The following is a 26687-nucleotide window of genomic DNA, read 5'->3' as shown; positions in this document are numbered from 1 at the left end:
CAACCCTTCTCTTACAGTATCAGGGTGATGCCATACAAAATTGAGCAGAGCGTATTGCATTTTCTGCCAAGTTTTTTTGAAAAGAATATGGGCAGTGAACTATTCGCGATGAGTAATTCTATTGCCGGAGAAATTTGTTTTCAAAGAAAAAGCACTAAATTCTCTCCCAGAATTAGAAGTATAACTAAAGAAGCATAAAAAAATGATAACATGCCAATGGGCAGCGCATGTGTAAATGCGATAAAAGAAAGAGAGTTGTAGAGCAGATAATAAAGGCAGTTTCAATAATCAATCAACAGGCACAGCTGCCTTTACTATTGAGTCTAGGTGATTTGTAATCAAAAAAATTACATAAATTCCTTGTCCATATATTGCTCTAAAGAAGATTTCATACGTTCCAAAAAGATACTGCGGCTTCCTGACCTGTATTTCATCCGGTGGAAGGCATGATGAACATCGCCAAGCTGAATGTTAAAAAGACTTTGAAATGCCAAGGCAACCTTTCTAATACCTATGTTACCATTCCCAATACATTCCGTAGCATGTAGTGCATAAATAAGTTCAATCAGTGCATTCTTGGAATCCGTCCAGTTAACCGATTCGTTCCCAAAATCAGATAGTAAAACCCGCGTATTTTCAAGATCGTTACTCGTACGCATCAGAAGGTACTGATAAAGCAAATCGGTTTCAATAATACGAGATACTTTATAATCATAGTATGTTGAAAAAAGTGGATCTGATTCAAAAAAGTGACTCTGCAGGCCAGTGTTAAAATCCATTTTCCCACGAGTAAAATAAGAATTATCCCGCTCCCTACTATCGGATCGATAATATCTATAAAATTCAGAATTGGAAATATGTTCCTTGAAATTTTCCTCCAATCGATGCAATTGGGTCAAAAAATAAGTTTGATACATGGTGCCAAAATTAACAGGCCGCCCAGTTTCAATACGGAACACCTTATTGTAGTACAGTAGTTTCCCCTGAACCTCAGGTTTGATTTTCCTAAAAAAATCTATTTCCTCACTTTCGTCCTGAAATCCGACTGTTAAAACGCGCGTTCGTAACTCATTTAGCAGTTCCTTTAATAAAATGGCCATTCTTCTTGATTCTTCAATGGCATTTTCAGAATCCAAACTGACCTGCTGTTCAGCATCTTTGATTCTTTCCTGAATGGTTTTGTAAAAAGCTTTCATGGTTATTTGGGATTTAGTTAATGATTACATCCTACAAGGATGCCTTTTTAATCAGCAACTTAATAATTTTTTACAATTAACTCTCGTTACAGAGATATAAAAAATAATCACAAGTTATTTTTCACAATTATCTCGCTACCGTTTTATGTTTACTTTTTTTATCAACATACACACACCTTGTACATCTAATTTGTGTACCACATTGTGTTAGTTACAAGATCAAATAAGATTACAGCGGCCGTACACTCTATTTGAAAACATTTTAGAATATAAAAGTCGAAAATATACTCAAACAAAAATTGTAAAAATGTATACCTTCTACTGTATTATAGACATTTTCATGCATAATACTACAGAACAAAATTTATCTCAACAGTTTCTTTCCTATTTTAATCTAATAGAATCAAAAACATTTATCATTTAAGTAAGAGCAAACTTTACCATTCTTGAGAATGCATATCACATCAATAAACAAGGAAACAAAGTCATAAGCTTAAATCAACGTTTATTTTAATGAAGTAATAGGATGATGTCCATAACTGTAATAAATAAATGCATGGTACCTGTCTTCGACATAAATAAATGTGTGTATTAATATATATGATAATTAATAGAATTATTAATATGTTTGTCCCAACATCCTGATCATCCCTGATTAACAATATTTTAGAAATTACATGCGTATGTTTTAAATGCACTCGCATCTGTACTTAGAATAATAATTATGAAATACAAGTGTGTAATCATTGATGATGATGTAAAATCAATAGAATACCTGACTCAATTAATCGAAATGTCTTTTAACCTGCAACTGGTAGCTGCGTTTCAAAATCCAATATTGGCTCTAGAATCAATGGATAAAAACCAAAGCATTGATTTCCTTTTTTTAGATATTGAAATAGGTAGCATTTCCGGCCTGGATTTAATTCCGATCGTTAGACAACAGGCAAAACAAGTAATTATTGTAACAGCGCACCCAAAATATGCAATCAAAGCTTTTCAGGTCAATGCAGATCAATTTTTACTCAAACCATTTAATGAACTTCGTTTTTTTACCGTCATTAACCACATGATACGTGAATTTTACCAGGAGCAGATGTCCAGAGATGCTTCAAAACTATTTTATTTAAAGGGCCCCAACAAAAACACTTTTAATCAAATTAATGTGGACACAATAATTGCTGTAGAGGCTGCAAAAAATTATGTAACTGTTTATACTTCTTCTCAGGCAACAATCGGCTATCATTCCCTAAAAGAAATGCATGAATCTTTGCAGGGATTTCCTGATTTTATGAAAATACACAAGTCATTCATTATCAATACCAATCACATTCAGAGCGTTGAAATTGATACCGTAAAAATGGCAAATAATCTTATCATTCCTATAGCTGCAAGTCAAACTCAAGCATTTCGAAAATTTTTAAAAGACAGAACTTTCATTACAAAAAGAAAAATGGCAGTATAGCTTCGCGCTAAGCTTCTAATAAATTACCCCTAATTTCAATGCCCATCTTATCGTATCTATCGACATTTTATAGTTTAGTCCTTGCAGAAGGACAATACATCCGAGAAAGTAACCAATTCGTGTAATATGGCTTGTACCTATTTGAATTATTATTGGATTCCCTACCTACTATACTAATGTTTTTGACAACACAACACACGATTTAACTCCTGGTCTAGCAGCAAATAGGGCAGCACTAGCTGTACAGTTAGCAAGAGAATTAACTTATAAAAAATTTGCACATGATGCTTTTCCAATGGAGGCCTCTGTGCGGACATTTTTATCAATACTTTAAATGCAACAGTAGCTGCAAATCAGGGAACAGATGGTTTTAATGGAACAAATAGTCCAAACATTATTTTTAATGATGAAAAAAGAAGCTATATTACCAATCCTTTAGACTACGATTAATAAAAATGAGATATTATTTATTTATATTTTTAAATTATTTTAGCTTCGTAGCAATCGCTCAAAGCGCACCAAAAAAAATGGAACTGTCTAAATTATTTATTAATAATAAAGAAGCTATTGGCTTTATTGAATCTCATTTTAAAAAAGTTGTACCATTGACTATTATAGAAAGGATAAATCATCCTATGGATCATTTACTTTTCAACATGGTCAAAAAGAATTCTGAGGAACAGTTTACTTTTTTTGGCAACCCTATTGATTTCATTTACGCATTTTATGATGACAAGATTAAAGATGAATTTGCTATTTATTTGATGCTTTATTTAAAACATGAAGATCTACTAATGTTATCAAAAGAATGGGGGTTCCCAAAAAATGTATCCAAAGAAGATTTCCTCGGAAGGGATTATACTTCACTATTTTGGGGAAATGCTTCTGCAGAAATTGTTGTGGGCCGTTCTTTTGTTTATGAATATGGATCAGACCACTATAGGGTTCAGCTAAGTAATATAGAACTTTCGAGGTTATATGGGATTAAATAGTTATCTCATTTTTTAATAAGACCTTGTAAACAAATAGTAAATTCACGATAGATTTCATTTACGCATTTTATGATGACAAGAGTCTATTATTGTGTTAAAATAAATCCTATGCAAAAGCAAATAATAACACTTATTTTTTCAACGATTACAATTTCTTTATTAGGCTTTCTAGTACAACAAAATGGCAGTTATACTCAAACTATATTAAAAACTAAAAGTGATAAAGTAGTAGTGGTCGGAACGGTTTACGATACAGATAAAAATAATAGAACATTACCAGGCTCAACAATAAAATCTACTGACACCACATTTTTAACAAGCACTGATAAGAATGGTAAATATCATATTGAGTTATCACCTGGTAAACATATTCTTCGTGCAACCTATATTGGGTATCAACTTAATTCCACTAAGACTATCGACCTTGTACAGGGTGATTCTATCATTCTAGATTTTGTCTTAAAAGATGCTAAACAGCATACAACCAATTAATTCATTTGTGCTGGTGCATTTTGCATTACATATTAGATTCAATTAGAAGCTTCATCTGCTTCAATCTAATAAGCAATGGCTGATTAATTTTCGTATCAGGATTAGCTTTAAGCGGAGAGAAATGGCTATCTAGAAATTTCTCGTAGTCATTAACCCTTGTAGCATTGTTCAGCATTATTGGCATCTCTGGTCGAGGTGCCTTTTCAAACCAAATCTCAAGTTCTGATATTGTCATATCACAAAGATATTAAAGTTCTGGAACTACTAAGTTCCTCTCTCCTGTTTACACGATTATATATATTGAAGGAAATTTAATATAAAATATTCGTTCAAATAGCCTCATGTTTTTCTTTATCTGCCGTTTGTTAATACACCTTGATTTCTCCCTTCTTGATTATAATCCTCTAAGTTTTCCCTCCTGTGCAGCCATTCGCAGCTATTTAGAGCCACAAACTGCCAAATTACATCGCGAACATTCATCACCTATTACATTTACGAACCGTAAATAACAATAAAATGGAAAACATTACACACGATGATCTTCGCCAGCTAAGAATGCTACTTTTAAATGACATCGAAAAACTTATAGACGAAAAAATAAAACTTAAGCCAAATATAGAACAGCAAGAGTGGCTTAGAAGTAAATCAATCCGGGAAATAATGAATATCTCGCCTGCAACACTTCAAAACATCCGAATTACAGGGAAGATACGTTTCAGAAAGGTTATGGGTTCATACTATTACAGTAGAACAGATTTATTACAACTATTTGGAGATGGAAACAAGTAGTGCTGATCATTGGTTAACGTTTTTAAAGAAAGCAAGCAAGGATGCTAGGCTGAATGTCTGGCATCTATCACTTTTGTTATCCCTCGTTCAACTTGCATATCTTCAAAAGGAAAACAAAATAGTACATGTAAGCCGAAGTAAATTAATTGAATTATCACACATATACACTCTCACAACCTATCATCGATATTTTAAGCAACTTCAGGATTTGGGCTATATAAAATATAGCCCATCCTATCATCCAGGATACCGCAGCACTGTAGAGTTTTTAAATATTTAAAATTCATATAGTCTGAAGCATTTTTTTCGGGTTATTTGTTTATCGATTGTTGAGAATGATTATTTCTCTGCTCATTTCCTTCAAATAGACGCTCTCTCAATTGTGTCATTTCCTTGTTAATTGATTCCTGCTCTGTAATTGCATATTCCTCTGTCTGCTTGATCGAATGATGTCCCAACATTTCCTTAACCACATGCAGGCTGACGCCGTTATTAAGCGTAATAGTACTAGCAAATGTACGCCTGGCCTTATGAGTGTTAAGAGTGCTGTAAACTTTACTTAACTCTGCCACTTCGCTAAGGTATGCATTCATTTTCTGGTTTGATCTCACCGGCAGAACCGATCCACGTTCTATACAGACAGGATGATCCTTGTACTTTTCCATAATCTCGATAGCTTTTGGCAGCAGTGGTATATCAGTGTTAGATTTTGTTTTTTGCCTCCGGCTCATAATCCATAACTTCCCGTCAACTCCTTGCTTAATATCTTCATTTTTCAATTGAAAAACATCTATGTATGCAAGCCCTGTGTAACATTGAAAAATAAATATATCTCTTATCGTAGAGAGTCTTTCGCTTGTAAAGTGTTTATTTTCGATCAAGTCCAATTCTACTCTAGTTAATGGATACTTTTTGATCTTAATCTTTTTGCCCTTAAATAGGGCAAAAGGATCTTTAGGTATAATTTCCTTAGCAACTGCTCTCAGTACAATTTTTTTAAAATTAGATATATATTTTAAAGTAGTATTATGCGAACAGTTTCTCACTGTCTTTAAATAAAATTCATAGTCTGTCACAAATTCGTAGTTGAGCTCCCTAAATTCAAGATCATCCTTCTTATATTTATAAAGTATAAACTCCTGTACGTGGGAGCGCGCTGTTACATATCGAGTGTGAGTTCCTTTTGCAAATTCTTTCTTCTCTACCAATTCATGCATTTCATCATTATGCGACTGAAACTCCTCAAGCACTTTGGATTTCGAAACTGTTTTTCCTTTCACAAAATCCAAAATTTCATCGGCCGTAATGGTTTTTCCTGCATTGATTAAGTCCGTTTTAAATTGACTAATCTTCGTTATTAATGCTTCAAGGAAGAAGTTAAGTGTACGGGCATCTTCTTTGGTACCTATGGCTCGGCCAGCATCCTGATCCCATCTTCGTGCATCCCAATTTCGCTTTGTTGAAGTTTCTTTAGGAATTCCATCAACTGTAACTCTCAGATAGATATATCTGGAAGTTGTACTTTTCTTTTTAGGGCTTTTCAAAAAGAAATTTAGCCCATAGCTTTTTTCTAACATAATTCAACATTTTTTAGGTTAATAAATGTAGAACTAAAACATCCTTGCAGCAAGTCGTAGCACATTGCTACATGTTGATTTACAGTAAGTTAAATGATTTCTCGTGGCATTTTTATTGAAAAAAATAAAGTGCCACGATTCTGCCATATAAATTATGAGTCTTTTTGAAAATTTAGGCTATTTCATGGATAAAAGAAAAGCCTGCAATTTTTAAAAATTGCAGGCTTTATTAGCTTTTCCACGCTTGAAGAGATTCTTCTTTCGTACTGTTGCGGAGAGAGAGGGATTCGAACCCCCGGACCTGTTACAGTCAATAGTTTTCAAGACTATCGCAATCGACCACTCTGCCATCTCTCCTTAAACTCCGATTGTATCGTTGTTTTTGGTGGTGCAAATATATAATTCTTTTTGATTCTGACAAAATATTTTCAAAGTAAAATTAAAAAAAATATTAATTTTCACCTGAAAACAAAAATAAAGCCCCCAAAAAGGGGCTTTACCTGAATCGATATATTAATTGAAAATTAAGCTAAAGTTACATTTACTGCATTTAGTCCTTTTTCACCTTTTTGTACATCAAAAACCACTTTGTCATTCTCACGAATTGTTCTTGTCTTTAATCCTGAAGAGTGTACAAAAATGTCTTGTCCTCCGTCTGCTGGAGAGATAAATCCGAAACCTTTTGTTTCGTTAAAAAATTTTACTGTGCCTTGTTGCATTGTATTTGTATTAAAAATTGTTGTTTATTTTCTATTTTACAAGTTCGATATTGATAGCCGAAAATCCTTTTGGAGATCTTTCTTTTTCAAACGAAACTTTATTTCCTTTTTTTACTTGATGTATACAGTTGTTACTGTGGAAAAATACATTCTCTTTACTATTGTCTTCTGTAATAAATCCGTAACCTTTTTCACTGAAAAAAGTAACAATACCTGATTTTCTTAACTCCTCTACAGGAATAGGAGCTGCTCCTAACTGAATATCTTCAGGGTTGATCTCCATTCTTTCTTCTGGAGGTGTGGTAGTTAATCTACCGTATGAATCCACATAAGTAAGCATATCGTCAAGACCTTTTCCTTTATTATTATTTGTCTTACGATCTTCGCGTCTTATCGCTTTTTCTTTTTGTTTTTGAATTTTTTTCTTGAAATTTTCCTTTTTAGAGAAAGAATCTGCCATAAATTTTTTTAATATTTTAATTACTGTACTGAAATGTCTGTTTACCTTGCTTACTTACCGGCAATGTAAAACCTGTCTGCTTTTGGATGTTTTTAAGATCCATACGCTCATTTTCTTCAAATGAACTTGTTTTTCCTTTCACTCCTACTTTTGCTGATACTATAATCTCAACAGGATTGTTTAGAATAGTACTCGCAAAACTTCGGATATTATCTGACATTGTTGCTGAAAATAATAACGTTTGTCTTTTCTGAGAAATCAGTTTAATTACTTTTTTCACATCATTTCCAAAACCTATTTCAAGCATTTTGTCTGTATCGTCCAAAATCAATATCTCGATTTTGGAAAGATCAATATGTCTCTGACTCGTTAACTCCAATAATCTTCCCGGTGTTGCAACAAGAACATCAACTGTTTTTCTCAATGCTGCCAGCTGCCCTCCCAATGAAACACCTTCATAAATAGAAAGCTGAGATAATGGAAGATATTTGCTGTGCAATTTAAGATTTTCTTCGATTTCCGTTACCAACTCGCGAGTCGGTGTTAATATTAAAGTTCGGATTTCTTTATGTTCCGGAGCTCTTTTTTTTAATAATTGAAGAACAGGCATTGCAAAAGCTGCAGTTTTCCCTGTTCCTGACGGTGAACAGCCCATGATATCTTTACCTGCCAAAATATGTGGAATAGCACTACTTTGTATCTCTGTAGGTTGTGAATATCCCGTTTCTGTAACGGCACGAATTATTGGATTTATTAAATTTAAATTTTTAAAATTCATTCATGGGGTTTTGCCGGATCTCCCGACGTTATATAAGATCAAATACTTTTTAAGGAATTTAAAATTATCATCTTTTTTGAGAATAATTGGAAGAGAAAAATCAACTTTCTTTTATTCATCCATTTTTTTGCTTTCATCAATAGTATTGAATCCTGCAATAACTTTCCATGACCTTTTCATCAGCCAATTCTACAAATTCTCAATTTTTAAAAATGTCGAATTTATTTGCAATAATTTTTAAAAAGGATAAAGCTTTTAGGAATGGTTTCCTAATTGTTTTCGGTAGTTTGGAAATTCAGTTGGCCAGTTTATAAAACCCGCGGCTGAAAGAGCAAAAACTGAAAGAAGAAAATTGTTAGTTCTAATCTGTAACAGAAAGCAAAGGCAAGAGCCTAATTATTAATTATTGTACAAATATACAACAAATAAACCGAATAACTGCTATTTTAATTAATTGATTATCAAAAATATATTAATTTACGTTCCTTATCCTCTAATTTTCAAGTTTATTTACGAAAACTTCATCCAATCACTTTTATCGTTATTATGTTCTACAATATTTAAATTCTGATGTTGATTCATCGAGCTAAGAAGCGTTACAATATCCTGTCTCACAACCTCTACAGCACTATCTGTAAGTTCCTGGCTGAATCCTGAATTATTTAATTCCAACAAATCATTCACTGTAACTACTCTGGCAAGAACTTTTCCAAGATCGATCATTTTTCGTTGAGAAAGCGCTGTGTTGATATTGAAATCCAATTCTTTAGCATATAATTTCACTGAATTATTGGTCAATTCATTAATAGCAAGATATTCGGCAAAATTTTCGATCTTTTTCTTCTTCATATCTTTTAAAATTCCTTCCGAAATTTGAGTATAAAGCATCTCATTAGAACCTTCAAAGATTTGAAAAGGTCGGCTATCCATAATTCCGCGACCTCCGATGTGAGTCGTTCTGTATCCTTTTCCACCAGAAAGCTGAACAAGAACTTGAGCAGATTCCTGCATCATATCTGTCACCAAAGCCTTCATACTGTTCGCATGAGCACCGCTTCCAGAAACATCATGATCAATTCCGCTTACTTTACAACTTTTCGCACACATGGCAGAACAAAGCGTGAAAAACGACTGCATTCTAGTCAATTGATACTGAACCTGATCTAAAGCATACAGGTTAGAAGCTCCCACTACCCTTTCCTGACAGTGTTTTGTAGCTTCATCCAACATTCTTTTCAGGAAACCCATTCCCATTCCCGGAAACTGTAATCGACTTCGATGAAGCGTGTCGAGCATCATTTTCAGACCTGTTGTTTCGGGAGTTAATTTATTATATTCCGGAACTCGGATATCAATTTTATTTAATCCGTAAGGAATCATGTACAATCCCGGATTGTCATAATATTCTAAAACTTCAATATTTTGTTCTCTATAATGAGTATTAGCAATGAAAAAATCTACGTCTCTGGACAATTTTCCTTCAGAATTTGCATTTCTTGACGTTATCAGCCAATAATTTGCCAATCCTGTCAATCCCTGCCAGTGTTTTGTTCCTTTTATATGGTATTCATTATCTATTAATGTATTTTGGGTTTTCATATTTAATGCATCACTTCCATAATCCGGCTCAGTGATCATTAAACCTCCCATTGCTCCATGATCAAGGAAATTTTTAAAAATATCAGCCTTTACCAGATCATTTCCGTATTTGGCTACAGGTTCTAGGAAAAGGGCAATATTAATCCCAAATGTTAATGACAACGAAAGTGATTCATAAGAAGCGGCCGATAAAATACCCAAGCACTCCTTCACCTTTACTCCTCTCCCTCCAAATTCTTCCGGAATGGCTACAGATAATGGTTTCAGATTCATTATTTCCTTCCAGACATGTGGTGGAAGTCCTCGGGAAAGACTTAGCTTATCAATATTTTCTTTTTGAAAAAGATTGTGAAGAGAAGTTGAAAAACCGTTGAGAAACTCCGAATAAGGTGTTTCAGATGCGGATCCATTCATAATAGATTTGAAATTTAGCGCTGCATGCCATCTATACAACAATATAATAAAGCGAAGCGAATGGCAACAAAAACATAATAATCAAATATCAGCAGCTTCACGTAACGTAAATATTTTTCTAAGATACAACTAAATAAATTGCTTATCTTAAAATAGTACGTGAAATTTTCATTAAAAATCAGAAAAAAAAGAGATAAAAAAATTCCCCAAAAAACAGGGGAACAAAAAAATAAATTATAATAAGGTATAAATTTGAATATATGAAAAGGAAATGGTGTTGCTTATTAAGATATTTTTTCGAGGCTAAAGATAAATTATTAAAATTAAGTTCAACTATAGATTATTAAAAAGAAAAAGTTATTAGCAGACCTGAAACATTGACATTTTCATAGATTTTGACAGGACAATTTTAAACTTATATAGTTAAACTCATCCATCGGTTTCAACAATCAATCCCATCGAAACAAAACGTTTTACAGATTGAAAAAAATTAAGGAGATTTGTATTGTTAATATTTTCAAAAAATAAAAATCAACAGCAATGCAGACTCAGCCGGTAATTGCCCTACTTTCTCCGGGAGATATGGGAACTCAAATATCAAAAGCACTTATAAAAAGTAACTTTAAAGTGATCACTGCCGGAGAAGGAAGGTCTGAGAAAACCCTTCGAAACATCCAAAATGCCGGAATTAAAAATATAGGTTCCTTGCAAAATACAGTGGAACAAGCTGATGTAATTATTTCTCTTACAAGTCCTGAAGGAAGTTTGAAACTTGCAGAAAATATCATTTCATGTTTAAAAAATACTTCAAACAAACCGTTGTATGTTGATTTAAATTCTAATACTCCTGCGATGGCTTTATCCATTGAAAAACTACTTTTATCAATGAATATCCAATTTGTGAATGGTGCCGTTATGGGAGCTTCCAAAGATATTCCTGAAACCGGAGTTTTGGTTGTAAGTGGAACTCATAGAAATCTTTTCTTAAATCTTTTTGGAAAAGTTTTCAAAATAAAAGATGCAGGCGAAAAAACAGAAGCCGCATCAGCTTACAAACTGCTTTTTTCGATGGTGAATAAAGGAATAAACGCCTTATTTTTTGAAACAATGACTGCCGCTGCTCATTTCGGAATTCTTGACGAACTGAATGAAAGTCTTCAGGATTTTCTTCCCGGAACATATCAGGATCTTATAAAAACTACCCCAACTTATCCGCAGCATATTTTCAGGAGAATTGATGAAATGAAAGGGTTGACCGAAATGCTAAAAAGTGAAAACTTACCAAACATTATCGCTTCAGGAACTGCTGAAACATTTGAAAGAGTGTATCAATCACATATTTTTGAAAATGAAAAACCGAAAGAGGTTATAGAAACGCTACAAAACTTCAAAAAATTAGTATAAAACATTTAGTCAATAGATCATAAGCCAATATCACGATGAACATTAGCTTTCTGTTCATGATTTATTAAAACAATCGTAACCTTCACTTCAAATCATTTTCTTTCGAAGCCTTTAATTTTGCTCGAATTTAAATCTAAGAAAAGAAAGTGAAGAAAATTTTTACATCCGTTTTGTTTTGTGCATCAATTTATTTTTATGCTCAATCAGGTACCGTTTCGGGAAATATCAACGACGATTCTAAAATTGCATTGCCCGGAGCAAAAATTTCTCTGTCACCGGGAAATATTTACACCACTTCCGATGAACACGGAAATTTTGTTTTTCTGAACGTTCCTGCAGGAAATTATTCTATGAAAATAGATTATTTAGGTTATGGAACTCATGAATATACCGTTTCTGTAGAATCTGATAAAAACACCAAACAAAATATCGTTTTTGCTAGAAAAGAAACAACAATTGAAGAAGTCGTGGTTGCCGGGGCAACTCTTAAAAATCAGGCAAGAGCTTTAAATAAACAAAAAAATAACTCAAATATCACCAACGTTATTTCATCCGACCAGATCGGACGTTTTCCGGATGCCAATATCGGTGATGCATTGAAGCGTGTTCCGGGAATTACCATTCAAAATGATCAGGGTGAAGCAAGAAATTTAATCATTCGTGGACTTGCTCCAAACTTAAACTCCGTAACGTTGAACGGAGATAGAATTCCGTCTGCTGAAGGTGATAACCGTAATGTTCAGATGGATTTGATTCCTTCCGATATGATCGCTACGATTGAGGTGAATAAAACATTGACACCCGATATGGATGCCGATGCCATTGGAGGTTCAGTTAATTTGATTACAAGAGCTTCCCCGAACGGACAAAGAATTTCCGCTACGGTTGCAGGAGGCTACAGTCCAATCCGTGAAAAAGGAAATTATACAGCCGGATTGGTCTATGGGGACCGTTTTTTAAACAAAAAATTAGGCGCTGTATTCAGTTTTTCATATAATAACAATAATTTTGGTTCGGATAATATTGAACCGACATGGGCAATTGCTGATGATGCTGCAAAAACCGCTTATATAAGCAAAATGGGAGTCCGTTATTACAACGAGCACCGTATCAGACACAGTTTTGATTTGAATTTGGATTATGAATTTAATTCTAAAAACAAAATCTACGCTTCTGCTATGTATAATTTCAGAAATGATAAGGAAAACCGTTATGCTTTAGGCTACAAAATAAAGCCAGTTTACAGTGATGATGAAAGTGAAATTACAGGCTGGAAAGGCAGTATCACAAGACAAAACAAAGGTGGAGATTTCGACAATGACAACACCCGTCTTGAAAGACAAAAAGTCCAAAATTATGCTTTGAGAGGAGAACATCTTCTAGGAACTAAAATTGATTTGGATTGGTCAATGAACTACGCAACCGCAAGCGAAAAGAAGCCTCACGAACGTTATATCGAATTTGAAAATGATGGTCTTACCTTTTCTTCCAATTTCAGCGATCCGAGAAGACCGATGATCACACCACTTACTCCCGACAATCTGGGAAATTATGAATTAAGTGATCTTTCTGACTCAAATAGCTTCACTCAGGAAAAAGAATTTGGAGGAAAAGTTAATGTCCGTTTTCCGTTTTCTGTAATTGAAGATCAAAAAGGAAGAATCCGTGTGGGTGCGCGTTTACGTTTGAAGGAAAAAGAAAGAGAAAATGATTATTTTGCTTTCGAACCGATCAATGATATGGGAAGTTTGCTGTCTGTTCCGACAACTAATTTTGACGGACACAACTTCCAGCCGGGAAATTACGTTCCGGGAACTTTCGCAGCAGCTCCATATTTGGGTGGATTGGATTTATTTAACCCTAATTTATTTAATTCAGAATCAAAACCTGAAGAATTTCTTTCCGGAAATTACAAGGCAAAAGAAAATATTTACGCAGGATACATCCGTTGGGATCAGGATTTCAGCGATAAATTTTCAATGATTGTCGGAGCCCGTATCGAAAGTACAAAAATTGATTATACAGGAAATTACGTGCTGGACGAAGAAGATTTGGTAGGAAAAATCACCAATACCAATACTTATACGAATGTCCTTCCGAATTTATCATTTAAATATGTTCCGGTTCAGAATTTGGTTCTTCGTGCAGCGTTTACAACCGCTTTGGCGCGTCCGAATTATTACGCTTTGGTTCCTTATTTAAATGTAATTTCAGGTGACGAAGCCATTTCTGCAGGAAATCCGAATTTGAAGGCAACCTATGCTTACAATTTCGATTTTATGGCGGAAAAATATTTTAAATCTGTCGGAATCCTTTCAGGAGGAGTATTTTACAAGAATTTAAAGGATTTTATTTATACGTATTCAAGGAGAAATTATTCTGCAACAAATTTTGCTCAAGATTTTGCAGGACAGTCAAACCCGATTCCGGCAGGTGAAAATAAGTGGAGTTTCACCCAACAAAGAAATGGTGAAAATGTAAATATTTTCGGTTTTGAAGTTGCTTTACAAAGACAATTAGACTTTATTCCGGGAGCGTTTTGGAAAGGTTTGGGAGTGTATGTAAATTACACCTACACGCATTCAAAAGCCAAAGGAATCACCAATGAAGACGGCGTTGAAAGAACCGATGTCGGACTTCCTGGAACGGCTCCACATATGTTCAACGGATCGCTTTCTTGGGAAAACAAACGCTTTTCAGCAAGAGTTTCTATGAATTATGCTTCTCATTACATTGATGAATTGGGCGGAAATGCTTTTGAAGACCGTTATTACGACAACCAATTATTCCTTGATGCCAATGCTTCTTATAAAATTACAAGTCAGTTGAGAATTTTTGCTGAAGCTAATAATTTGACGAATCAGCCGTTGAGATATTATCAGGGAATTCCGGACAGAACTGCGCAGGTTGAATATTACAGACCGAAGTTTAATATGGGTGTGAAGTTTGATTTTTAATTAAACTTAAAGAAAAATATCAACCATAAAAGGCACAAAAGTTTAATAAAACATAACGTGTGCCGTTTGTCATTCCGTAGGAATCTCAACATCGTTATTAAAGCAAAGTCTAGATTCCTACGGAATGACAAACTAACTGTATAAATGATGAGGCAGAAATAATGTTAAGAATATTCGTCTTTTATGGTTGAAAAATTTAAACAAATTGTTATCAATTCAATGAAAAAAATAAATTACATCATAGCTCTTTCCACTTTGCCGTTTGTGGTAAATTGCGTTGGGCAACATCAATTAGGAAAAAAATTACAGCCGACTGCGATTACAGAAACGGTTTTGTATGATACCGACGATCCCGCAATCTGGATCAACCCTCAAGACGCGTCAAAAAGTATCATCATCGGAACAGATAAAGACACGAATGGCGGTTTGTACGCTTTCGATTTAGATGGAAAAATTATTAATAAAGTTTTAGGTTTAAAACGTCCGAATAATGTTGATCTGGAATACGGATTTAATTTAAACGGAAAGAAAATCGACTTTGCAGCAGTGACCGAAAGAGAAACCAACAAGGTAAAATTATATTCACTTCCTGATTTAAAAGAAGTTGGAGAATTCACCGTTTTTGATGGTGAAACAGAACGCGGACCGATGGGAATTTCAATCTATAAAAATCCGAAAACGGAAGAAATTTTCGTGATTGCAGGAAGAAAATCCGGACCGAGTGACGGCTATCTTTGGCAGTATAAGTTATCTGAAAAAGACGGAAAAATCACAGGCGAAGTTGTCCGTAAATTCGGTAAATACAGCGGTTTGAAAGAAATTGAAAGCATCGCTGTAGATGATGAAATGGGATATATTTATTATTCCGATGAACAGTTTGGTGTTCATCAATATTATGCGGATCCGGCAAAAGGAAACGAAGAACTTCTGGTTTTCGGAAAAGGCGATTTCAAATCTGATGTGGAAGGCATTTCCATCTACCCTACTTCTGTAAACACCGGATATATCATGGTTTCCAATCAGCAGAAAGATACTTTTAATGTGTATTTAAGAGAAAATCCGGCAAAAGGTATGATTGCAGAAATTCCTGTTTCTACAAAAGAAAGTGACGGTTCGGAAGTCACCAACGTAAATCTCGGACCTAAATTCCCAAAAGGAATGTTTGTCGCTATGAGCAACGGAAAAGTTTTCCATATTTATGATTGGCGAGTGATCGAAGAAAGGATTAAAGCTAATATGAAATAACAAAAAAACAGGGTGCAAAGACATCCTGTTTTTTTTATTTATCGTAAAATTTTTGAATTTTAATTATTATTCAAATAACTTTTAATTGTTTTCAACACTCCAAAATTATCATTAGAACACGCTTCGAAACTTGCCGCTTCTTTCACGGAAGGATGTGCATTTTTCATGGCATAAGAGAAATGTGCTTTTTTAAGCATCTCAATATCATTCATATAATCTCCAAAAACCATGGTTTGTTCAGGTGTGATATTCAATACTTTCTGCAGTTTTTCAAGAGCATTTCCTTTGTTGATATTTTTATTCATAATATCCAGCCAATATTGACCTGAAACCACCACTTCAAGATCATACTTTTCAAATTGCTTTAAAAAAGGATACAAATGCTCTTCCGAACCTTCCGGATGGTAAACGGCAATTTTAAAAATACTGTCATCCAACGCTTGCGTCAAATCCTCAACCCTTTCATTTCCTGTATAAAATTGTGAAATATAATCTACAAAACCCTGATTATCCGTTTCATAATATGCTTTTTTCTTTCCTGATAATACAGCCGTAGCACCAGAAATATTACGGATAGTATTGATGATCTCAGCAACATATTCAGAGCCTAATTTATCTGCAAATAATTCTTCATTTTTGTAGATCATATAGCCTCCATTCTCTGCGATAAAAGCCATTTCATTCTCAATATCTCCAAAATATTTGGTGATCCCCAACATCTGTCTCCCGCTTGCAGGAACAAATAAAATATTTCTTTTTTTCAGTTCTTCATAAATTTCAGGAAACTCCGGACTTACTTCGTGTGAAGAGTTCAGAAACGTTCCGTCCATATCGGTTACAATTAATTTAATATCTTTCATAATACTAATCTGTCAGCAGATTTTAGGTATAAAACTACTGAATTCATTTTTAAATTTTTAATTTCTAAGCGCTTTTATTCTTTTTTTATGATAAAATTTAAGATGCATTAACGCTCAATTCATATTTGCTGGGTCATAATTTATTCCATAAAAAAATTAAACTCTTTTCTGTATTGTGACGGGCTTTTCTGAATATATTCTTTAAAAGTTTTATTAAAATAACTAAAATTATTAAAACCCGATTCAAAACAAACCTCAGTAATACTCATCGGTTTTTCCGCCAACAGTTTTAATGAATGGGTAATCCTATATTCATTGACAAACTGCGTAAAAGTCTTGTTGGTAATTTTTTTAAAATAACGGCAGAAAGATGGCACTCTCATATTCGCCAGTTCAGAAATTTCGTCCAAAGTGATCTGTTCCTTGAAATGATCTTTCACATAATTGAAAATAAGATTAATCCTTTCATTATCTTCAACCTGTGTTTGCAAATAATATTTTCCGGCATTCAAAATCCTGTAATCCTGAGTAGAAGCCAATGCATCCAGTATTTCTATAAACTTGACAAGCCTTTCCAAAGAAGAAGATTCGTGCATTTCCATAATCTTTTCACCGATGGTTTTCTTGATATTTTCAGAAAAGACAATTCCCGCTTTTGATCTTTCGAGTAATTGGGCAATTCTATGCATTTCAGGCAGTTCCCAAATGGTTTCGCCCAAAAATTCAGGCTTAAACTGAATCACCATTTCGTAATCATTATTCGTGTTTTCATTGGTCATTCCACAATGTGGTAAATTGCTTCCCATCAACACAAGATCTCCGTCCGAAAAGTAAGAAATATTACTTCCGATCTGCCTTTTTCCCGAACCTCCGCAGACAAAAATTAACTCAACCTCAGGATGATAATGCCATACATGAGATTTGATGTTTTCATTTCGAAAAAATTTCAGACTTGTGAAACTGCTTCCAATATTGGGCTTCACCGCTTCAAAGGCTGGATGTGAATGTTTCATTTTAACAAATTAATTCATGCACAAAATTAACAATTAATTTTCAATTAAATAATTTTAAGGTTAATATAGAACATAAATATGAAAATTACATTATAGTTTAAGCAGATTACCTGCCATACATTTGCAGTATAAAACTTATCATTATGAATAAATTATTAAAATCTGCTTTTCTCGTAGGGTCTCTATTTATCTCAGCAAGCTTGATGAGTAAAGACAGGGATTTTTCTCTTTCAATTAAAACAACAGAATCAAAAACTATCAGTTTTGACGTTCTGAATGGAAAAAACATATCCTTAGTTATCTATAATGATGCTTACGGGGAATTATTTTCTGAAAAATTGGAAAGTGAAAATAATGTAACAAAATCTTATGATCTGAAAGATCTGGAATCCGGAACTTATTATCTGGTGGCAGAATCTGATCAAAAAATTGAAAAATATAAAATAAACATTAGTTATAACAAAACGGTGGAGATTGAAAAGACTCCATTTTCAGAAATTAATAAACCTGAATACACAATTTCAGGGAATATGGCGCAGCTTCATCTTTCGGGTTTGAAAAACAGCGCAACTATTTCTGTTTCTGACTTTTCAGGAAATGTTTATTACAATGCAAACAAAAATGCAGCTAACGGAGAACTTAACATGACCTTTGATCTTGATCCCAAAACTTCTGATCGATATATCATCAGTGTTGAGGAAAAAGGAAATGTTTTTAATAAAATAGTTACTCTTAACTACAATTAAGAGAATTCCTTTATTTTTCGTATTTATATTGGAGTTAAAATTTTACGTACAATCAATTTATTGAGGCAACTTTTCTTTTTTAAATCACGAAGAATGAGTTGCCTTAATTTTTTTAATTATGATGCTTAAGATCTAGTTTTATCTTTTTCAGATCATCCAATTCATGAACTGGCCTTTCAATATCATACGGAATCGGCATTTTTGAAAACGTCTGAAAATACAGCAGACAGGCATCTTTCCACCAAACCGCATCTTTCGACTGAATTTTTAGTTTTGACTGAATTTGTTTAAATCTTTCAGCATCAACATAAGGTTCCATTTTGTCCCAAATTTTCTGATATTCCCGAACATTTTTTACACCCGAATCATATTTAAAACACAATTCTTCCCACAACGTTTTTCCGTCTTTCATTTGATACCTCCACGGAACATGATGAAACCAAAGAAGAAGATTTTCCGGACAGGTTTCTATATTTCCGAAAGTCGTGTTTAATGGAGTAAAATATTGTGAAACAGCATTGCTTCCTGATTTTGTTCTGTCGAATCCCACTCCATTTTCATCGGCTTTGTGATAATAAACAGGCATCCAATCCGGTCTTCCTCCCGGAATATTTCCCCAAGGTTCGGGTCCGTAATGATGATCGAATGCAAAAATATGATGCAATCCGAGTGGCATCATATAATCTACCGCGGTTTCTCTTGACGAAAGCATCATTTCTTTCACCGGATTTACAAATTTCTGATCATCTGTGAAAGTCATTTTGATCCACTCATCAGCAATTTGTTCAGAACTTAATTCATGATTCCATGCTAATCTTCCGAACGCGTACCAATTGGCTTGTGCGAAGATATTTCCTGTCCAGTTCGCATCTTCCCCAATGTTGGCAACGCCTGCAATAGCCGTTATTTTATTATTTCTTAAACTTCCGTCTGTAATTTTGTCTACGGTTGAACCTTTACCATCAGCATATGTATCACTTTCCAGCGTTTCTTTAAACAAAGGCGCCAGAAAAACTAAATGATTTGAAAACCCTAAATACTCCTGAGTGATCTGAAATTCTGCCATTTCCGAAGTCTTTTTCAGCGCTCCAAATAAAGGATTAAAGGGTTCACGAGGTTGAAAATCAATCGGTCCATTTTTAATCTGAACAATCACATTATCCCTGAATTTTCCGTCTAAAGGAAGAAATTCTAAATATGCCTGTTTTGCACGATCTTCTTTGCTCGGACTGTACACAAAAGCACGCCACATCACGATTCCACCGAAAGGTTTTAACACATCGGCCATCATATTGGCACCATCGGCATGGGTTCTTCCATAATCCTGCGGTCCTGGCTGGCCTTCTGAATTGGCTTTCACCAAAAAACCTCCAAAATCAGGAATCAATTTGTAAATTTCTGATGCTTTATCCTTCCACCAATTTTGAACATTTTTATTTAAAGGATCTGAATTTTCCAGTCCGCCCAATACTTTTGGTGAAGAAAAATTGACTGATAAATACACTTTAATTCCATACGGTCTGAAAATGCCTGCCAGAACTTTTACCTTTTGAAGATAATCTGTTCTGAGTATATTTGGGGATGCATTGACGTTATTCAACACAACAGAATTAATTCCGATTGAAGCATTCGCTCTTGCATATTCTTCGTATCGGGGCGAAATTTTATTAGGCAATTCATTCCATTTCCACAATGATTTTCCGGCGTAACCACGTTCTACACTTCCGTCAAGATTATCCCAATGATTCAGAATTCTCACATCATAAGATGGTTTTTCTATGATATTTAAATGATTAACATCAGATTTTGTCTCTTGAAGTCTGAGAATATGATACACCCCGTACAACAAACCACTTTCTTTTCCTGCAGAAACAATAATTTTATCTGAATTTGACTTGATGGTATAGCCGTCTTTAAGGTTTTTCAAAGATTTTTCCGTGCGCAATTCTACAGTTTGACCTTGCCAGTAATTGATTAATTCTTTTTTCGCAATTTCAAGCGTTGGATTTTTACCTTTTGAAATGATTTTATCCGATGAAACTCCGTTTTTAACATTCGGAAAACGGAGCCATAATTGACTGCCGTCTTCTGCAAAAAAACTTAATGGAAATAATAAAAATATTAGGATGTGAGCTCGAAAATTTAGCATTTGAAATGGATTTGTCTGTAGATTTTTTATGTTAATTCATATTTACACCATAGGTTTCACCTAAGGCTACTGATATTGAACCCTTCGGATTCTATGGAATTGATAATTATTGCAGACCTTCAATTGTTTTGAAAGTTCCGTCTTCATTATATTCTAATTCAACAACTTTCATGCTTCGAAGCCACGTTCTTCCGCCGCTCGGAACAGAATCATGGAAAAATAAATACCATTTTCCTTTGAATTCAACAATACTGTGATGGGTTGTCCAACCAACAACCGGAGTTAAAATTACACCTTGATAGGTAAACGGTCCATAAGGATTGTCGCCGATGGCATAACACAACAAATGTGTGTCACCTGTTGAATAGGAGAAGTAATATTTCCCATTATATGTATGCATCCATGAAGCTTCGAAAAAGCGCTTTTCATTGCCGTGAAGTAAGGGGTTTCCATTTTCATCAAGAATTAAAACGTCTTTTGGTTCTTCTGCAAACTCGAGCATATCATCACTTAACAAAGCTACTTTTGAAGGAATTGCCCGCTCATCATTATTGGGAATTATGGCAGATTCCAATGCTTTATTATTTCGGTAACGTTGTAATTGTCCGCCCCAGATTCCACCGAAATACATATAATATTTCCCGTTTTCTTCGAAAATACACGGATCAATGCTGTAACTTCCCATCATCGGATGTTTTTCAGGAATGAAAGGCCCGTAAGGTTTATCGCTCACCGCAACACCAATTCTGAAAATATCATTTTTATCCTTTAATGGAAAATACATGTAATATTTCCCGTTTTTAAAAGCTACATCACAATCCCACAACTGTCGCCCCGCCCAAGGAATATCTTTCACTGAAAGAGCCACTCCATGATCTGTAATTTCTCCGTTTTCAACATCATCTAAAGAAAAAACATGATAATCATTCATATCAAAATGATCGCCGTTGTCGTTTTCTTCAATTCCGCTTTCTCGGTCGTGAGAGGGATAAATGTAGAGTTTTCCTTCAAAAACGTGAACAGATGGATCTGCCATGAAGTCTTTTGGGAATAGGTATTTTGATTTGTTCATTTTTAAATTTTATATTTTAAGTGTCTTTTTTAAACGCAAAGGGCGCAAAGTTTTTTTATTAATATTGAGAATATTTTAGTTCGCAAAGGCGTTTCACTTAGCTAAGAACGCAAACTTTTTTAACGCTTCAGCTTCCTCGGCTATCTCTTATTATTATTTTTCTGCGAGTTTTATAATTTTTTCGACAATAGGTTTAGTTTTATATTGACGGTCAAATAATAATGGGTAATCTGTTCTGCCTTTTATGGGAAAATCATTTTTCCAGGATTGAGAATCCGTTAAGCCCCATAATGTGACTCTTCTGATATCCTTTTTATGTTTTAAAAATAATTTAAAGAAATCAAGATATCGGTTTTCCCATTTTGATTGTACATCACCAGGAAGACTTTTTTTATAAGGATTCATTTTTTCGTCATATTCAACTTTATCTGCAATATTTGCAGAAGTTCCCCACGGTGAGGAAAGTGCGCTGATATCCAATTCGGTAATATTAACTTTTACTCCACTTTCAGAATAGGCAATAATTGCTTCTTCATATTCGTTGATTGATGGAGAATCCAATCCGACGTGAGCCTGCATTCCTACTCCATCAATTCGGATTCCTTTTGATTTTAAATTTTGAACTATTTGAGTGACTGTTTTTACTTTTTCAGGATACCATTCATTATAATCGTTGTAATATAATTCTGCTTCTGGATCGGCTTCCTGAGCATATTTGAAGGCTAATGGAATAAATTCTTCACCCAAAATTTCGTAAAACTTAGATTTTCGGTAAGAACCATCTTCCATAATCGCCTCATTCACAACATCCCAACCTTTTACTCTTCCTTTATATCGTGAAACAATGGTTGTAATATGCTCTTTCATTCTTTGTTTTAAAACTTCTGGGGAAACATTATTTCCATTTTTATCAACAAAAAACCAATCGGGAGCTTGTGAATGCCAAATCAGTGTATGTCCAATGATAAACATCTTGTTTTTCTCTCCGAACTCAACGAATTTATCTGCATCATCAAAGAAAAACTTTCCTTCCTGAGGCTGGAGATACATACTTTTCATACAGTTTTCAGCAACAATAGAACTGAATTGTTGCTTGATAATATCTACTGATTTTTGATCTGTTCCGTGAATTTGCTCAAGATTCATCGCTGTTCCGATATAAAATTTATCCTGAAAAGCTTTTTTTAAAGAATGATCAGCCTTTTGAGCATTAAAATTGGAAGCTACAAAAGTCATTAAGCTAAATAAAATAATACGTTTCATGTTCTTAGTTTTTATTTCTTCTTTCGGCTAATTCTTGCTCGATCTGAACCTCCATTTTTTTGTTGATTTTATAAAAGAAAAGCAATCCGCAAGCGAGAAAAAATGGAATAGCAGGAAATATACTCACCAACATTTTAGCGCCTGTCGCAACCGTTTCTGGCTGAATGACATTTTGATTTCCTTCCGTAGAAATATAGCCATATTTCCCTATAATTAAAGCTACTAATGAACTTCCGATGCTCAATCCAACCTTTAATCCGACCATCATTGCAGAGAAAATAATGGCGGTTGCTCTTCTTTTATTTTTCCATTCCGAATAATCTGCCACGTCGGCGATCATTGCCCATAAAATGGGTGTACTAATTCCATAGAAAAAACCGTGTACTATTTGTGATAAAAACATCATTCCAACTGCTTTTGGCGGATAGAAGATGAAGATCAAAACAAATAATGTCGAGATAAATAATGATGCCATAAATACATCTCTTTTCCCGTATTTATCGGCAAATCTTTTAGAAAAAGTAATCCCGACGATCATCATAATGATTCCACCTGCATTGAATAAACCAAATCCTGCTGATTTTGCATTTTCTCCGAAAAAGTTCATTCCAATAGAATCAAAAAATGATGTAATTGGAGAAATAAAATTCTTTAAGCTCGCTTCATCCACATAATTATTAAAGTAATAGACATACGAACCTCCTTTCATTGCCAACGTAATGAATATCAAAGCTGTAACCGATAACATAATGATCCACGGTTTATTTTTAGATAAATCTTTTAAGTCATCTTTTAAGTTTGATTTCTGATCTGCATTGGGAACTACTCTTTCTTTTGTTGTGAAAAAAGTGATCAATAACATTACACTTCCGATGATGGCGAGCCAAGTCATTACAACTTCAATTCCGGCTGCTTTATCACCGTTTCCGATTGATAAAATGATTGGTAACATGAAAACCTGAACAAAAAACTGTGAAAACATTACTGCCACAAAACGATACGAAGAAATACTGTTTCTTTCGCTCATATCACCCGTAATAACGCCACTTAGTGCCGAATAAGGCAAGTTATTTGAAGCATACAAAAGCAATAAAACCGAATAAGTAACCGCAGCGTAAATAATTTTCCCTTTGTACGAAAAATCCGGTGTACTGAAAGCTAACATTGCCGCCACACCAAGCGGAACGGCCGTAAACAAAATCCACGGACGAAACTTGCCCCATTTTGTATTCGTTCGGTCTGCCAGCGCTCCAATCAATGGATTAAAACCAAAACCGGCAACCAATCCTACAATCAATGTAATGACCGAAGCGTCTTCCGCCTTCAAACCATAAATATCTGTGTAAAAATACGCCAAGTAGGTAACCAATGTCTGAAATACAAGATTTGCAGCAAGATCTCCCAAGCTGTAGCCTATTTTTTCGATTACTGATATTTTTTGAGAATTGTTCATATAATTTAGATGTTAGATAATAGATGCTAGATATTAGATTAAAAACAAACTGCTAAAACCCAATGTCTTTTTGTTCTATATATTTATTGATTCAATTTTGTTTTAAAAATTATTCTGTTGTAAATGGTGAGGCTGGCAATCCACTTTTATTTTTAAGATTCGCTTTATCGGGATTGTCTGCCCAAGCGTATCGCACGGCAATCGGATCATTAATCTCATCATTCCAAACGATGATTTTATTGCCTTCTATTTTTGCTTTTGCCCATTTGAAAATTCTTTCTTTTCCTTTGATTGAAAAACCTTTTAATTCTGAAACAGAAGAAAAGTCATCTGTTCCTTTTTTAAATGAAAGAATGATTTTATTACCTTTAATTTTCATGGATTGATAAACAGGTCCGTCCGCGATGACATTTTTATCAAAAAGTGTTTTCTGAGCCTGTAATGAGAGTCTTTTTGCTACATCTTTTTTGTTTAAAGGATGAATGTCATTCCATTCTCCGATGTCAATGGTTACGGCAAGTCCGGTGTTTGGGATGGTTTTGGAAACCTTTCTTTGCTGTTCTCTTAATTCTGCCCAATTACTTTCTGTAGGTTCAGGTTTTGTTTCCATAAAATTGGCCAATTGAACAATTAAAAAAGGTAAGTCTTTCTGATTCCATTTATTTCTCCAATCCAAAATCATGGTAGATAATAAATCCTGATATTCCTGAGGTTTTGCCGTATTGCTTTCACCCTGATACCATAAAACTGCTTTTATTGGATATTGAATTAAAGGATTCAACATAGCATTATATAATCCCGTTGGTTTCCACCTGATGAAAGTTTGTCCTGGAGCCGGTCTGTTCATGATTGCTCCGATTTTATATTTCCATTCACTTTTTAAATCTATTTTTTCTGAACCGATTTGTAAAAAGTAGTCTTTGTCTTTTATAAATTCTCCTCTTCCGCTTCCGTTAGTGATTCTTACAGCAATGATGTTTTTACCTTCTTTTAAAACTCCAGTAGGAATATCGTACCAACGCGGAGGATATTCGTAGGTAACATTTCCTACTTTTTTCCCATTGATATACGTCACATCCGCATCTTTAATTCTTCCTAAATTCAGAAATCCTGTGTTTTTTTCAGCTCCTTTTGGAAGATCTATTTCTTTTCTGAACCAAATACTTCCATCAAAAGGTTTTTCTACATCTTCCCAAGAGCCGGGAACATTCATTTTTTTCCAATTGGAATCATCGAATTCTGGTTTTTCCCAATGATTGGCTATTCCAGCATCCAATTGATCTAATTCTGCATACCAACCATTACTCAATGCTTTTTCTGAAGATTCAGTTTTAGAAATCAGTTCATCATTTCGCCATTTTTGAGCTTCAGAAAGATATTCAGGATATTTTTTGAGTGAATTTTCATCCATCCAAGCCTGAATGGGAGAACCTCCCAAACTTGAATTAATAATCCCAACCGGAATTTTATTATACTCATACATTTCCTTTGCGAAAAAATAGGCTATCGCAGAAAAATTCTGAATATTTTGAGGATTCGTTTCTTCCCAATTTCCGCCATCTAAATTATTTTGAACTATTTTAAAATCATACTTTTGAGGAACCGTAAAAAATCGAATATTCGTGTTATTAGCATTCTGTAATTCCTGCGGATACAACGTTTTTACTCTACGCATCGGAAGCTCCATGTTGGACTGACCAGAACACAGATACACATCACCAATCAAAATATTTTTTAATGTAATTTCATTGATTGTCATGGTAAAAGGCCCGCCAGATTTCATTTTAGGAAGTATGATTTTCCATTTTCCTAAATTGTCAGCAACAGTATGATATTTTTTATTTTTAAAATTGACTTGAACTTTTTCTCCAATATCAGCCGTTCCCCAGATTTTTATTTTCTCATCTCGTTGTAGAACCATTCCGTCTGAAACTAATTTCGGAAGTTTGATTTTAGCATCAACAAAACAAATGCTGAAGAAGAAAAATATAATGTTTAATAGTTTAATTGTATTCATTTTTAATATGTTTTGACTAAAGCCTTA

22 protein-coding genes and 1 tRNA gene are annotated in these 26687 nt (G+C 34.2%); 8 read left to right on the top strand and 15 right to left on the bottom strand.

Annotated elements, in window-relative coordinates:
- Positions 1-347: 347 nt before the first annotated feature.
- A complete protein-coding gene (locus EG348_RS16480; protein ID WP_123984071.1) occupies positions 348-1196 on the bottom strand; it encodes an RteC domain-containing protein in 849 nt (282 codons plus the stop codon).
- 724 nt (positions 1197-1920) lie between these two features.
- Here EG348_RS16480 and EG348_RS16475 point away from each other — a divergent pair.
- The 3 genes from EG348_RS16475 (at position 1921) to EG348_RS16465 (ending at position 4145) form a co-directional block, all read left to right on the top strand.
- Positions 1921-2661: a LytR/AlgR family response regulator transcription factor gene (locus EG348_RS16475; protein WP_123984070.1), complete on the top strand. Its 741-nt coding sequence runs from the start codon at positions 1921-1923 to the stop codon at positions 2659-2661.
- A 455-nt stretch (positions 2662-3116) separates the two neighbouring features.
- The gene (locus EG348_RS16470) at positions 3117-3653 is read left to right on the top strand and encodes a hypothetical protein (protein ID WP_123984069.1); all 537 of its coding nucleotides are present in this window, start codon (positions 3117-3119) and stop codon (positions 3651-3653) included.
- A 108-nt stretch (positions 3654-3761) separates the two neighbouring features.
- Positions 3762-4145 (top strand): carboxypeptidase-like regulatory domain-containing protein, encoded by a 384-nt coding sequence (locus EG348_RS16465; protein ID WP_164463309.1) that lies wholly within the window; start codon positions 3762-3764, stop codon positions 4143-4145.
- A gap of 25 nt (positions 4146-4170) precedes the next feature.
- On the opposite strand, the gene EG348_RS22100 is transcribed toward EG348_RS16465, so the two are convergent.
- Entirely contained in the window at positions 4171-4320 is a 150-nt protein-coding gene (locus EG348_RS22100; protein WP_410494151.1) for a DUF6965 family protein, read from the bottom strand.
- Positions 4321-4661: 341 nt separating this feature from the next.
- Here EG348_RS22100 and EG348_RS16455 point away from each other — a divergent pair, with 341 nt between their 5' ends.
- Positions 4662-4934 carry a helix-turn-helix domain-containing protein gene (locus tag EG348_RS16455; protein WP_123984066.1) on the top strand — a complete coding sequence of 91 codons (273 nt, stop codon included), beginning with the start codon at positions 4662-4664 and terminating at the stop codon, positions 4932-4934.
- 311 nt (positions 4935-5245) lie between these two features.
- On the opposite strand, the gene EG348_RS16445 is transcribed toward EG348_RS16455, so the two are convergent.
- From EG348_RS16445 to EG348_RS16420, 6 genes are all read right to left on the bottom strand, one after another.
- Entirely contained in the window at positions 5246-6511 is a 1266-nt protein-coding gene (locus EG348_RS16445) for a site-specific integrase (protein WP_123984065.1), read from the bottom strand.
- 272 nt (positions 6512-6783) lie between these two features.
- Positions 6784-6868, bottom strand: a tRNA-Ser gene (locus EG348_RS16440).
- Between the two features lie 167 nt (positions 6869-7035).
- Positions 7036-7230 carry a cold-shock protein gene (locus EG348_RS16435; RefSeq protein ID WP_054510986.1) on the bottom strand — a complete coding sequence of 65 codons (195 nt, stop codon included), beginning with the start codon at positions 7228-7230 and terminating at the stop codon, positions 7036-7038.
- Between the two features lie 31 nt (positions 7231-7261).
- Complete coding sequence (locus tag EG348_RS16430) at positions 7262-7690, bottom strand: cold-shock protein (protein WP_066749907.1); 429 nt, start codon at positions 7688-7690, stop codon at positions 7262-7264.
- 16 nt (positions 7691-7706) lie between these two features.
- Entirely contained in the window at positions 7707-8468 is a 762-nt protein-coding gene (locus EG348_RS16425; protein WP_123984064.1) for a DEAD/DEAH box helicase, read from the bottom strand.
- Positions 8469-8978: 510 nt separating this feature from the next.
- On the bottom strand, positions 8979-10481 hold the full coding sequence (locus EG348_RS16420; RefSeq protein WP_123984063.1) for an acyl-CoA dehydrogenase family protein: 1503 nt from the start codon (positions 10479-10481) through the stop codon (positions 8979-8981).
- Positions 10482-11021: 540 nt separating this feature from the next.
- On the opposite strand from EG348_RS16420, the gene EG348_RS16415 reads away from it, so the two are divergent.
- The 3 genes from EG348_RS16415 to EG348_RS16405 all read left to right on the top strand — a co-directional run bounded on the left by EG348_RS16415 (position 11022) and on the right by EG348_RS16405 (position 16087).
- Positions 11022-11885 carry an NAD(P)-dependent oxidoreductase gene (locus EG348_RS16415; protein ID WP_123984062.1) on the top strand — a complete coding sequence of 288 codons (864 nt, stop codon included), beginning with the start codon at positions 11022-11024 and terminating at the stop codon, positions 11883-11885.
- Between the two features lie 146 nt (positions 11886-12031).
- Complete coding sequence (locus tag EG348_RS16410; RefSeq protein ID WP_123984061.1) at positions 12032-14842, top strand: TonB-dependent receptor; 2811 nt, start codon at positions 12032-12034, stop codon at positions 14840-14842.
- 219 nt (positions 14843-15061) lie between these two features.
- On the top strand, positions 15062-16087 hold the full coding sequence (locus EG348_RS16405; protein WP_123984060.1) for a phytase: 1026 nt from the start codon (positions 15062-15064) through the stop codon (positions 16085-16087).
- Positions 16088-16146: 59 nt separating this feature from the next.
- On the opposite strand, the gene EG348_RS16400 is transcribed toward EG348_RS16405, so the two are convergent.
- Positions 16147-16947 carry a Cof-type HAD-IIB family hydrolase gene (locus EG348_RS16400; RefSeq protein ID WP_123984059.1) on the bottom strand — a complete coding sequence of 267 codons (801 nt, stop codon included), beginning with the start codon at positions 16945-16947 and terminating at the stop codon, positions 16147-16149.
- A gap of 140 nt (positions 16948-17087) precedes the next feature.
- Positions 17088-17960: an AraC family transcriptional regulator gene (locus EG348_RS16395; protein ID WP_123984058.1), complete on the bottom strand. Its 873-nt coding sequence runs from the start codon at positions 17958-17960 to the stop codon at positions 17088-17090.
- 143 nt (positions 17961-18103) lie between these two features.
- Between EG348_RS16395 and EG348_RS16390 the strand changes: the two genes are divergently transcribed.
- On the top strand, positions 18104-18706 hold the full coding sequence (locus tag EG348_RS16390) for a hypothetical protein (RefSeq protein ID WP_123984057.1): 603 nt from the start codon (positions 18104-18106) through the stop codon (positions 18704-18706).
- Positions 18707-18818: 112 nt separating this feature from the next.
- Here the strand turns inward: EG348_RS16390 and EG348_RS16385 are convergent, their stop codons facing one another.
- From EG348_RS16385 to EG348_RS16365, 5 genes are all read right to left on the bottom strand, one after another.
- Positions 18819-20855 (bottom strand): alpha-glucuronidase, encoded by a 2037-nt coding sequence (locus EG348_RS16385; protein ID WP_123984056.1) that lies wholly within the window; start codon positions 20853-20855, stop codon positions 18819-18821.
- A 106-nt stretch (positions 20856-20961) separates the two neighbouring features.
- Complete coding sequence (locus tag EG348_RS16380) at positions 20962-21927, bottom strand: glycoside hydrolase family 43 protein (RefSeq protein WP_123984055.1); 966 nt, start codon at positions 21925-21927, stop codon at positions 20962-20964.
- A gap of 153 nt (positions 21928-22080) precedes the next feature.
- Positions 22081-23190: an endo-1,4-beta-xylanase gene (locus EG348_RS16375; RefSeq protein ID WP_123984054.1), complete on the bottom strand. Its 1110-nt coding sequence runs from the start codon at positions 23188-23190 to the stop codon at positions 22081-22083.
- A gap of 4 nt (positions 23191-23194) precedes the next feature.
- Positions 23195-24643 carry an MFS transporter gene (locus EG348_RS16370; RefSeq protein ID WP_123984053.1) on the bottom strand — a complete coding sequence of 483 codons (1449 nt, stop codon included), beginning with the start codon at positions 24641-24643 and terminating at the stop codon, positions 23195-23197.
- A gap of 109 nt (positions 24644-24752) precedes the next feature.
- Positions 24753-26660, bottom strand: coding sequence for a sialate O-acetylesterase (locus tag EG348_RS16365; protein WP_123984052.1), 1908 nt, complete (start codon positions 26658-26660; stop codon positions 24753-24755).
- Positions 26661-26687 lie beyond the last annotated feature (27 nt).

The organism is Chryseobacterium sp. G0201, from assembly GCF_003815655.1.
Classification (GTDB): domain Bacteria; phylum Bacteroidota; class Bacteroidia; order Flavobacteriales; family Weeksellaceae; genus Chryseobacterium.
This window is presented reverse-complemented; position numbering and strand designations above follow the sequence as displayed.